Below are 10,240 nucleotides of genomic sequence, written 5' to 3'. Positions count from 1 at the left end.
ACGCCTGAGCAGGTCGCGATGCCAGCGCATGAGAGTGTCCGGGCGGACCAGCAGCACCAACTGCCGCAGCTTGTCCATGGGCAGACGGTGGAGCAGTCCTGAGAGCAGAAATCGGTCCTCCGGAGTGAATATGGGTTTGGCCACCTGCCGCTGTAAGACCATCAGCTGCTGCCGGAGCGCCAGGATCTCGATCTCCTTGTCACGATCGGCCATCGGTAGGAGCCGCATGAACGAGAAGGTGTTCGTGACGGCGAGGGAGGCCAGGCTCAGCACGATAGATCATCATCCCGTTTCCGGTGTGGCCCCGCGACCTCCAGACGCGAATTGCATGATCGCCAGACAGTGCTGCGACCTGCACGGATGAATTCTCGGCACCCGCAACCTGCTGGAGACAGCAGACGCGCCAGCGCGCTGATCACCGCCCGATCCGCCCACGACGGCCGAGGCCTTGCCACCTGCCGACGCAACACCGCGAGCTGATGACGCAAGACCAGGATCTCCGCGTCCTTCGACTGCTGCGAGCGAGCCAGCACCAGCCAACCCGCGAGCCGGACGAAGATCAGGTAAAGCAACCTCAGTGCCATGAACAGCGATCATGCCCCCCAGAACGAGAACACCAAACCCCAGGTCAGCCCCAACGGCCGAGTTTCGGGCACCCACAGGCCGGTCACGGCGTCCACCCGGCGGGGCCGGCACTCGCGTCGAACCAGGTGGCCACCCGCTCGAAAGCTTCCTCGTCGGTGCCCACGTCGAGCACGAGTTCGGGGCCGACGAGCCTGGCCACGTCCTCGAAACGGTCCTCGTGGCTGGTCAGCCGCCAGCCGGCCCACCGGGCAGCCAATTCACGCGGATCAAGGGAGCAGTCGAGCGACCACCAGTCCAGCGTCCGGTTCGGGGCGTCCACGTAGGCGCCGCTCCAGGGAACGGCGTCCAGCGCCGCGAACGGCCAGGCCTCGTCCTGGGGGGACAGGAGCCGTTCGGGACCGGCGAGCAGCGGGACGTCCAGTCCGGTGCTCCACACACCTCCGAAGGACAGGCGCCCGTCGTCGCTGCGCACGGCGATAACGGCCTCGGCGACAATCGACAGGTCGTCGTCGTCCTCCGTGGGAGCCAGAGCCCAGGCAGGCGGCAGGTCCAGCGACTCGCCCAAGTAGAGCACGGTGTCGTACGGCAAGCCCAGGTGATCCATTATTTCGTGCAACCCCCGCGACGCCCACGTCACCCGCCAGCCCGGCCAGGCGGACACGACGAGCCTCAGCCATGCGCGGACCTCCAGCAGCGAGGTCCTGCGATCGCGCCCAGGAATGTGCTCAACGGTATGGACGAGCAGATGGCGCTCACGGAGGTCGAGCAGCGCCACCCCCTGCCACCAGACCGCGTTCATCCAGAAGTCGTGGTGCCCGCCCTCCTGATCGTGGACAAACGCGATCATGTGGTCCGGGCCCGTGAGGACGTCGTGGTAGAGAGTCCTGGCGCCCCGGTTGCGTGACCACACGCGGTGACCCGCATCGTCCACGATCACGTAGTGCGCATGCCCGCCGCTCATGCCAGCCAGGCTAGAGCTCCGAAGCCACGGCCGTACACGGTCGTGGGTGGACAAGGGCTCCCGGGAGTCGCTGTATGGCACCTTTCAGCTCCCGAACTGAAGGGTGCTCGACGATGGCGACTGATCAGCCACTGCACCTGCGTCGCGCTCGCGGACCCAACTCGGGTCACGTACCAGAGCGCACGTTGTTCACCTCACGCGCGGTCTTGCGAACTGCATTGAGGACAAGCCGGGCGGTGACCCGAGCTCTCTCGTATAGAGCTGCAGCAGCACTGACGTGTCGGCGGTGAGCAGGCCACTGGGCCGGTGATCACCAAGCCGGTGGAGCTGGCCGGGCTGATCAGCAGGCCACCCCGCGGATGATCCATTACCCGGCTACTTGACCACCCTGCCCGTCGTCCTTTCCCAGTCCACGGACATGGCCAGGCAGTACACGGTCCTGTAGCGGGGCCAGTCGGCTGCCGTCGGCCCGAACCCCAGCAACGCGACCGCATCGCGTTTGTCGTCCTTGATACGCATCCGGGGCAGGCATCCGTTCTCCACGAGGCGGCGCATGTCCGCCCCCGGGAACGGCCCATCGGGCAGCACGTAGGTGGCGGCGAACTCCGCCACGTGCGGCACGTCGCACGGGACGACGGTCACCTCGAAGTTCTGGGGGATCGGGTCGATGCAGTCGCCAGGCCGTAACTCGGTGGCGTGATAGCGCTGTACGCCAGCAGGCGTCTCCGGAACGGCTATCGGCGACGGCCGGACGGAAGCGGAAGCAGGAGCAGGAGCGGGAGCGGAGGTGCAGGCGGCGAGCGGGACGAGCAGGCAGGCCGCCGCCAGAGTCTTTGCATCGCTTCCGTAGCGACTACAAGTCATCTTGGCGAGCAGACGCACGTCGCCTGCCGATGACTGCTCGCACGCGTTCGATCTGCCGTGGGGCTCGGGTCTCGTCACGAAGTCCTGGCTCTGCACAGCCGTGCCGAGTGGGGGACAAAATGACACATGATGGCGATGGTCAAGAACGCATGGTTGCTCGGTGGTTGCTCGCGTGTACGCGATACAGCGCGGCATCCATCGCCACTTCCCGGCACGATGATGGGGATAATCGCGGACAGAGCGAAAGAAAGCGTCATCCCACGGCACTCAGCAGCCCTGATCGAACCGACTTTTAATCCGTAGGTTCCGGGTTCGAGCCCCGGGCGCCCTACCACTCAACACCCCATCCGACCTGGGCTTTCTCGATTCTCGACTCGTCTCTGAGAGGCGAAGATGGCCGAGTTCATGCTCGTCACGTGCTCTTCGGCACGCGTCCGGCACGCCAGCGGGCGAACAGCGTGGGGCGAATGCACCGCTTTGCGCGGGCGGTTGCGAACCGCCCGAGCCTGGCAGATAAAGCCAGACCCGCCAGAAGGTCAAGGGAAGTGCCCGGTGGAAGGGCCGGCGGGCGGGCCGCGTCCGCCTTGATCGCAGACCTGTCCAAGCGCTGGCAAAGCCGCTTTTGGCCGAGGTAGTGAGCCACCCCGGCCCTGTGCCTGCCGAAAACTCCGTCCGTGCAGTTCAAGCGGCATGTGAGTATTCGTGGAGGACTCCGCCGAGCCGGTCTCGTCGGCGTACGTTAAGGTTGACGATTCTGGCCGGATCGTTGATCGGATCCGGGACGGGACGTAACGGAGCCGCCTGAGCCAAGGCTTGATGGGCTCGGTGCTCGTTGTAGGACTCCTCATACTCGCGCAGGGCATGCCGCAGGTGGCGCTCGTTCCAGAGCAGGCAGCGGTCCAGGAGTTCGCGGCGGCAGGACCGCTCCATGACCGCGTTCATGCGCGGCACGCGAACGCCGGTGAGCACGGTTTGGATGCCGGCGTCCGCGAGAATCTCCTCCATAAGAGCGGGGAACTTCCCATCCCGGTCTCGGATCAGATAGCGCGCCCGGCAGCCGGTGTCCTCCAGATCCATCACGAGATTCTTGAACGCCTGACTGACCCAGGCCGCGGTCGGGTGGGCGGTGGTGCCGAGCACACGGACGCGCCTGGTGGCGTGTTCGATGACGGCCAGAATGTACTGACGCTGCCCGTTCAAAGTGACGGTCTCGATAAAGTCGCAGGCCAGCAGCGCGTCGGCTTGGGAGCGCAGAAAGTCCGCCCACGTGGTCGATGCCCGCTCGGGAGCGGGATCGATGCCTTCCCGCTTGAGGATCTCCCAGACGGTGGAAGGCGCGATCTTGATGCCGAGGTTGGCGAGTTCGCCGTGCACGCGCCTGTACCCCCATGCAGGGTTCTCCCGGACCAGCCGCAGGATGAGCACGCGGATGGAACGCACGGTGGGCGGGCGCCCCGGCCGCTTGTTCCGACAGGCGCGGGCGTGACGCTGCTTGAGCAGATCGCGGTGCCAGCGCAGGACGGTATCCGGACGCACGACGGACCGGTAGGGGGCCGACCCCACATCAGCAGAAAACCACATTCACCCGCGTTCCTGCCGGTCAAAGGGGCGCCGATACTGCGGGGAGCGTACAGGGCGAGGTACGGGATAAGAGATGGTCATCTCGTACGTGGTCACCTGTCACAGAGGAGCGACCTGGGGGTTCGCCAGGACGGCGACCGCGCCACTTATGCGCGTTATCCGGTACATCGATGGCCCAGCAAGATCGAATGTGGGTGCTCATGGGAGCGGAACCCTAAATGACAAGCTAAGTACGGACTACCGCCACAGCGCAGCAAGCGTTGTGCAGAACGCCGCGGCCGACCGAGCCGAGCAGCATCGAACGGATGGCACCGCGCCCGTGCGAGCCGACCACGATCAGGTCGCAATGGGCGGAGGCGTCGGCCAGGGCCTCGACTGGGTCGGCGCAGCGCACATCCTCCACGTTGGGCACCTGCGGGTACCGCTTGCGCCACGGGGCGAGCCGGTCCACCACGGCCTGAGTCCGGGCGGCGCGGACCTCGTTCATGTCGTAGGAGATTCCGGAGGAATGAATCGGCAGTTGCCAGGCGTGGATCACACGCAGTCGGCTACCGCGCAGCCGGGCCTGCTCGAACCCGTAGCCAAGTGCGGCGTCGTCGGCTTCGGAGTCCTCGATGCCCACCACGATCTCCCGATGCGGGACATTCTGTTCGGGGCACACCACCACGACCGGGCAGTGCACGTGCCCGGCCACGTGGATGCTCACCGAACCGAGCACCGTGCCGGTGTGCCCGCCGAGCCCTCCGCTGCCGAGGACGATCTCGGTGGCGTCCTTGGCCTGGTCGCGCAACACGGCCACGGGGTTGCCCTCGATGAGCTGGGTGGTGACCTCGACGTCCGGTTGCCGGGAACGCACGGTGGCCTCGGCCTGCGCCAGGATTTCGTCCCCGGCCTTGGTCAGGGCATCGTGCAAGTCGGGGCCGGCGAGCCTCGAAGCGTCATACGGCCGGCGATGGACCGCCGTAACGATGCGCAGCGGCGCACGCATCCTGAGGGCGTCATCGGCGGCCCACGCCACAGCGGCGGTGGCGGCCGCCGAGCCGTCGGCACCTACAACGATCAGTCCAGACATGGTGACCCCCTTCTCTCCCATTTTGACCTCCTCCGGGCGCGATATCCCAGGTCAACAGGTCCCGGATGGCGGGTCGTTGGGGCTGTCTCAGCTGTATCGCTCGAGGAGCGCGTTGCCGATCAAGGTGAGGTGGTCCCGCACACCAGGTGGGTCGGTCACTTCGAGCCATTCGACCAGTCCGGCGAGCTCGCCCGCGAGCGCGTACTCGTTGTAGCCGTGGATCACGACCTCGATGCGGCCGTCGATCGTGGAACCTCCAACCTCAAGCCGGTCCCCAAGCGCCATTCGGAGCTTGCCGATCCCTTCGGGAGTGCACACGGCCCGGACTTCGAGGGTGTTCGCTTTCGGTCGACTACGTCGGCGATCTCCCTCCAGCTCTCAGCGAGGTCGAACCCGCCGGGTCGGTGCACGGGATCGTCGGTCGGCTCGACGGATGACACGCGGTCGATCCGGAACGTCCGTCGACCGGCGTCAGTGTTGGTGGCGAGGTACCACGTCGGTCCTTTGGCGACAACGCCGAGCGGGTGGACGATCCGACATATCTGGTTGGCATCCCTGAATGTCCCTTTTGGGAGGCCATGAAACCTGGGGGCTGTCGTCCGCTACATCGCCTCTGCCGCCGCGAGGTAGCCGGCCAGCATGGCGCGGGCCACGTTCCGTACGGCGTCGTCGTCGGGGAGGAAGCGGGCGCCGTGCAGGCGGGCGGCCGAGCCGTCGTCCACCCCGACGAACATCATCAGGCCCGGCAGCACCGCTGACAGGTAGGAGAAGTCATCGGCCCCGAACGACTGCAGCGTGCGAGAGGGGGTCAGGCCGAGCATGCCCAGGTGGGCGCCGGCACGGGCGGCGAGGCCGGGGTCGTTGTGCAGGACGGGCTCGCCGTGGGTGATGGTCACCGTGGCCTCGCAGCCATGCGCCCGCGCGACGAGCCCGGCGATCTCCCTCAGCCTGTCGTGCACCCGTTCGCGTACGCCGTCGCTCATCGACCGGAGGGTGCCGCTGGCGGAGGCCTCGTCCGGGACGACGTTGGGGGCGCTGCCGGCCGCCAGCGTGGAGACGCCGAGGACGGCCGAGCTGGTCGGGTCGACGTCGCGGCTGACCACGCGCTGCAGCGCGACGATGACGTGCGCGAGCGCGAGGACGGGGTCGCTGGTCAGGTGCGGGTAGGCGGCGTGGCCGCCGCGGCCGCTGACGACGATGGTGAACTCGTCGGCGGCGGCGTTCACCGTGCCGGGGGTGGCGGCGACCTCGCCGCTGGGCAGCGTGGGCTGGACGTGCGCGCCGATGATGGCGGTGAGCCGCTCTCCGGCGAGCAGGGGTGACTCGGCGATGTCGCGGGCGCCGGAGGGGTAGGTCTCCTCGCGCGGCTGGAGCACCGCGACCAGCGGCACCGCGTCACGGGTGGCGGCGACGGCGCGGGCGAGCGCGACCAGGGCGGCGAGGTGCACGTCGTGCCCGCAGGCGTGCATCCGGCCCGGCCGGGTGGAGGCCCAGACGACGCCGGTCAGCTCGGTCACGGCGAGCGCGTCCAGCTCGGCCCGGATGCCGATCGCGGGGCCGGGGCCGCCGATGCGGACCAGCGCGCCGGTGCCGGCCACCTCGTGCACCTCGTCGCCGGGCAGTTCGGTGAGGACCAGGTCGCGGGTCGGGCCCTCCTGTCCGGACAGGTCGGGGCTGGCGTGCAGCCGGCGGCGTAGCTCACCGGCTGCGGGCAGCTCTTTCTCCAGCGCGGGCAGCAGTCGCGCGGCGAGACGTGCGCTCATCCGGCGTGGTCCGTGTCATGAATGCCCGGGCTCGCGCCGTCTTCTTCCAGGCCGTAGACGCGCAGGGCGTTGCCGGCGCCGATCATGGTCGCCACCCGGATCGCGTCGGCCTCGGTCCACTCCCCGGCGTCGATCCAGTCGCGCAGCGCCCGGCCGAGTCCCCGGCGGAACAGGTGGGCTCCCAGGAAGTGCAGCTCGGCGGGCCCCCAGGCGTCGGAGGAGAACAGGATCTTGGCGAACGGGGCCAGCTCCAGCGACTCGGCGATCAGGGCGTCGGAGCGGCTGCCGGTGTAGTTGACGCCGAGGCCGACGTCGAAGTAGACGTGCGGGAACACCTGCGCGAGGTAGCCCGCGTTGCGGTGGTAGGGGTAGCAGTGCAGCAGCATGACGTCCACGCCGTGCGGCTCGACCAGCTTGAGCCAGCGGGTGAGCAGCAGCGGGTCGCTCAGCCGTAATTCGACGTCAGGGTCACCGTAGCCGACGTGCAGTTGCAATGGCAGGCCGTGCTCCACGCCTGCCCACAGGGCGAGGCGCAACAGCGCGGGGTCGTCCACCCGCCACTCGCCGCTCGTCCCACCGGCGGCCAGCAGGCGGCCCGCGGCCTCGACGACCTCCCGGTCTCCGGGCGGCTCGGGGTCGAAGGCGAAGCCGTGCCGGTAGGCGATGATGCTCTTCAGCCCCACCGCGCCCGTGACGCGGCGGGCCAGCTCCTCGCGGAAGCGTGCGGGCAGGTCGGCGGCCGAGACCCCGGAGGCGGCGGTCTCCTCCAGCACCCGTTCGAGGCGGACGACCTCGTGTGCGGGGCGTCCCGAGACGGCTGCCATCGCGGCGGGGCCGAGCACGTCGTCGCCCCGGTAGCCGGTCTCCACCAGGTAGCGGCCGATGCCACTCGCGGCCAGCAGCCGCCGGTTGACCTCGGCCGCGCCCAGCTCGGCGCGGCGGGCGAGGTAGTCCTCGGGCGAGGCGTGGGCGGGCAGCCCGAGGACGGGCGCGCACCAGCGGCGGATCGCGAAGCCGATCTGGGAGTCGAACTGGGTCATGTACGCCGGGATCGGCCGGTCCGACTCGGTCACCAGCGTCTCGAACGTGGCCCGGTCGAGGTCGTCGGAGGAGGCTCCGTGCACGTGGTGGTCGACCAGGGGGAGCTCGGCGAGCGCGGCCTCCAGAGTGCTGCTCTCAGTAGACATCCGCGACCTTCCGGCAGAGCTCGTGAGTGGGCAGGTCGGAGACGGTGGCCAGCTCGGCCCGCCGTACCGTGAGGAACGTGTGGAGCAGCTCGTGCGGGAACCAGCCGCGGGCGACCTCGTCGGCCTCCAGTGCGGCGAGCGCCTCCGTCAGGGATCCGGGCAGCGAGGGCTCCCCGGCCAGGTCGGCCTCGGTGCTGGTCTCCGGCCACACCCGGGCGGGCTCGTCGCCGGCCAGCCCGGCGAGTCCTGCCCGTACGAGCACGCCCAGCACGAGCCACGGGTTGGCGGTGGCGTCGGCGGCCCGGTACTCCAGGTGCAGTTGGGCGGCGGGGTCGGCGCCGCCGATCTCGATCGTGGGGGCGATGCGCAGCAGGGCCTCCCGGTTGCGTTCGGCGAGGAAGACGCCGCCGGCGCTCCAGCGGTGCGGGGTGAGCCTGAGGTAGGACGACGGGTTGGGCGCGGTGACGGCGACCACGGCGCCGGCGTGCCGCAGGATGCCGGCGGCGAACCTGGCCGCGGTCGACGACAGTCTGCCGGGGGCGTCGCCGTCGTACATGACCGGGCCGCCGCCGGCCTGCCGGAGCGAGAAGTGCACGTGGACGCCGTTGCCGACGCCGGCGGGGTCCGCGATGGGGACGAAGGTGGCCCGGTGTCCCCGGCGGTGGGCGAGGTCGCGTACCAGCTCGCGCAGCAGGACGGCCCGGTCGGCGGCGGTCAGGCCGGTGGCGGGGCGGAGCGTGATCTCGAACTGGCCGTCGCCGAACTCGGGCAGCCAGCTCTCCGGCTCCAGCCCGGTCGCTTCCAGCAGCGCGACCAGGTCGGTGCCGAACGGCTCGGCGCCGCGTAGCCGCTGGAACGAGAACGGCGGCCAGTCGCCCTGGCCCTTGAGCATGAACTCGTGCTCGAAGGAGGCGTGCACCTCGAGTCCGGCGGTCTCCCTGAGGTCGTCGAGGGCGTCGGCGAGGAATCCGCGCGGGCAGCCGGGCCAGCGGGAGCCGTCGGGGGCGGTCTGGTCGGCGAGGTAGAGCCGGGTGCCGGGCGTCCGGTCGTCGGCCGGCAGGTCGATGCCCGTCGCGGGGTCGGGGATCAGCCGCAGGTCGCCCACCGAGCCGAAGACGTTCTCTTCGGCTAGCTCGCCGAAGCAGTTCAGCGCCAGGTTGGCGGGGACCCAGCCCACACCGGTGCGCAGCGTCTGCTCCAGCTGGGCCGCCGGGGTCGCTCGCCCCCGAACCTGTCCCGCGAGATCACAGGTCGCCACAAAGACGGTCCCCGTCGTCATCGGCACTCTCTCCTCCCAGTCCGGTTCGCACGCTCGCGAACCGGTGGAGCCTAGTGAAACATATGATTCAAATGTCCGGTCAAGGCAGCGGAATGAAATTTATCATGCATGTTACCTACCGTGACCGGAGAGAAATCCCCAGGTCACGGATGCTCCTGCCGCACACCATGGGAAGGTCGCTATGACGGAAAAACCTCCTCCTGGCCGGTTCTCCGGGGCCGTCGTCATGGTCACCGGAGGCGCCCAGGGCATCGGCCGGGGCATCGCCGAGGCGTTCCACGCGGCGGGCGCGACCGTCGTCGTCGCCGACCTCGACGCCGCCCACCCGGCACGGGCGGAGGCGGTGCGACTCGACGTGCGCGACCCGGCGTCCGTGACGGCCGCCTTCGAGCAGATCACCAGCCGGTACGGCGGCCTTGACACGCTGGTCAACTGTGCCGGGATCTACCCGAACACCTCGCTCCTCGACCTGTCCCTCGCCGAGTGGGACGAGGTCTATGCGGTGAACGTCCGCGGCGTGATGCTGACCTCGCAGGCGTTCGCCCGCGCCTCCGGCAGATGGGCGGGCGGCCGGCGGATCGTGAACGTCTCCTCGGGCGCGGCCCGGTCGGCCCGGGTGGGCGCGGCCCACTACTGCTCGTCGAAGGCCGCGGTGGAGATGCTCACCAAGGTGCTGGCGCTGGAGCTGGCGCCGTCGGGGATCACGGTCAACGCCGTGGCGCCGGGCCTGATCGAGGTGCCGGCGACCGCCGCGCTGACCCCCGAGTACGTGGCCACGCTCGTCGCCGGGCAGCCGGTGCATCGCATGGGCACGCCGGCCGAGATCGCCCGAGCTTGCCTCTTCCTGGCCGATCCCGATTCCTCGTTCGTCACAGGGAGTGTTTTCGACGTGGACGGCGGCTTCCTGGCCGGAACGACCCTGCCGCCGAGCTGATCGGCATTTTGCCA

At 69.3% G+C, this 10,240-nt stretch carries 11 protein-coding genes; 1 reads left to right on the top strand and 10 read right to left on the bottom strand.

Annotated features, from left to right (window positions below):
* From ACTMTF_RS47095 to ACTMTF_RS47050, 10 genes are all read right to left on the bottom strand, one after another.
* Positions 1-273 (bottom strand): hypothetical protein (locus ACTMTF_RS47095; protein WP_441116611.1); only part of this gene is annotated, 273 nt, incomplete at its 3' end.
* A gap of 394 nt (positions 274-667) precedes the next feature.
* The gene (locus ACTMTF_RS47090; RefSeq protein WP_441116610.1) at positions 668-1,546 is read right to left on the bottom strand and encodes a hypothetical protein; all 879 of its coding nucleotides are present in this window, start codon (positions 1,544-1,546) and stop codon (positions 668-670) included.
* A gap of 375 nt (positions 1,547-1,921) precedes the next feature.
* Positions 1,922-2,410, bottom strand: coding sequence for a hypothetical protein (locus ACTMTF_RS47085; RefSeq protein ID WP_441116609.1), 489 nt, complete (start codon positions 2,408-2,410; stop codon positions 1,922-1,924).
* Positions 2,411-3,091: 681 nt separating this feature from the next.
* On the bottom strand, positions 3,092-3,946 hold the full coding sequence (locus ACTMTF_RS47080) for a helix-turn-helix domain-containing protein (protein WP_441116608.1): 855 nt from the start codon (positions 3,944-3,946) through the stop codon (positions 3,092-3,094).
* A 271-nt stretch (positions 3,947-4,217) separates the two neighbouring features.
* Positions 4,218-5,063: a universal stress protein gene (locus tag ACTMTF_RS47075; RefSeq protein ID WP_441116607.1), complete on the bottom strand. Its 846-nt coding sequence runs from the start codon at positions 5,061-5,063 to the stop codon at positions 4,218-4,220.
* An 87-nt stretch (positions 5,064-5,150) separates the two neighbouring features.
* Positions 5,151-5,348, bottom strand: a complete 198-nt coding sequence (locus tag ACTMTF_RS47070) for a hypothetical protein (RefSeq protein ID WP_441116606.1) — start codon at positions 5,346-5,348, stop codon at positions 5,151-5,153.
* Positions 5,285-5,596, bottom strand: coding sequence for a WYL domain-containing protein (locus ACTMTF_RS47065; protein WP_441116612.1), 312 nt, complete (start codon positions 5,594-5,596; stop codon positions 5,285-5,287). The genes ACTMTF_RS47070 and ACTMTF_RS47065 overlap by 64 nt, the downstream gene beginning before the upstream one ends.
* Before the next feature lie 69 nt (positions 5,597-5,665).
* On the bottom strand, positions 5,666-6,826 hold the full coding sequence (locus tag ACTMTF_RS47060; RefSeq protein ID WP_441116605.1) for a M20 metallopeptidase family protein: 1,161 nt from the start codon (positions 6,824-6,826) through the stop codon (positions 5,666-5,668).
* Positions 6,823-8,013, bottom strand: coding sequence for an amidohydrolase family protein (locus tag ACTMTF_RS47055; RefSeq protein ID WP_441116604.1), 1,191 nt, complete (start codon positions 8,011-8,013; stop codon positions 6,823-6,825). The genes ACTMTF_RS47060 and ACTMTF_RS47055 overlap by 4 nt, the downstream gene beginning before the upstream one ends.
* The gene (locus tag ACTMTF_RS47050; protein ID WP_441116603.1) at positions 8,003-9,292 is read right to left on the bottom strand and encodes a glutamine synthetase family protein; all 1,290 of its coding nucleotides are present in this window, start codon (positions 9,290-9,292) and stop codon (positions 8,003-8,005) included. Before ACTMTF_RS47050 ends, ACTMTF_RS47055 begins: the two co-directional genes overlap by 11 nt.
* A 181-nt stretch (positions 9,293-9,473) precedes the next feature.
* Here ACTMTF_RS47050 and ACTMTF_RS47045 point away from each other — a divergent pair, with 181 nt between their 5' ends.
* On the top strand, positions 9,474-10,226 hold the full coding sequence (locus ACTMTF_RS47045; protein ID WP_441116602.1) for an SDR family NAD(P)-dependent oxidoreductase: 753 nt from the start codon (positions 9,474-9,476) through the stop codon (positions 10,224-10,226).
* The last annotated feature ends 14 nt before the right edge of the window (positions 10,227-10,240 follow it).

It is taken from the genome of Nonomuraea sp. ZG12, assembly GCF_052068115.1.
Taxonomy (GTDB): domain Bacteria; phylum Actinomycetota; class Actinomycetes; order Streptosporangiales; family Streptosporangiaceae; genus Nonomuraea.
This window is presented reverse-complemented; position numbering and strand designations above follow the sequence as displayed.

Coding starts and splice junctions, on each gene's coding strand:
- ACTMTF_RS47090 (WP_441116610.1), bottom strand. CDS start 1,546: ATGAGCGGCGGGCATGCGCACTACGTGATCGTGGACGATGCGGGTCAC.
- ACTMTF_RS47085 (WP_441116609.1), bottom strand. CDS start 2,410: ATGACTTGTAGTCGCTACGGAAGCGATGCAAAGACTCTGGCGGCGGCC.
- ACTMTF_RS47075 (WP_441116607.1), bottom strand. CDS start 5,063: ATGTCTGGACTGATCGTTGTAGGTGCCGACGGCTCGGCGGCCGCCACC.
- ACTMTF_RS47070 (WP_441116606.1), bottom strand. CDS start 5,348: ATGGCGCTTGGGGACCGGCTTGAGGTTGGAGGTTCCACGATCGACGGC.
- ACTMTF_RS47060 (WP_441116605.1), bottom strand. CDS start 6,826: ATGAGCGCACGTCTCGCCGCGCGACTGCTGCCCGCGCTGGAGAAAGAG.
- ACTMTF_RS47055 (WP_441116604.1), bottom strand. CDS start 8,013: ATGTCTACTGAGAGCAGCACTCTGGAGGCCGCGCTCGCCGAGCTCCCC.
- ACTMTF_RS47050 (WP_441116603.1), bottom strand. CDS start 9,292: ATGACGACGGGGACCGTCTTTGTGGCGACCTGTGATCTCGCGGGACAG.
- ACTMTF_RS47045 (WP_441116602.1), top strand. CDS start 9,474: ATGACGGAAAAACCTCCTCCTGGCCGGTTCTCCGGGGCCGTCGTCATG.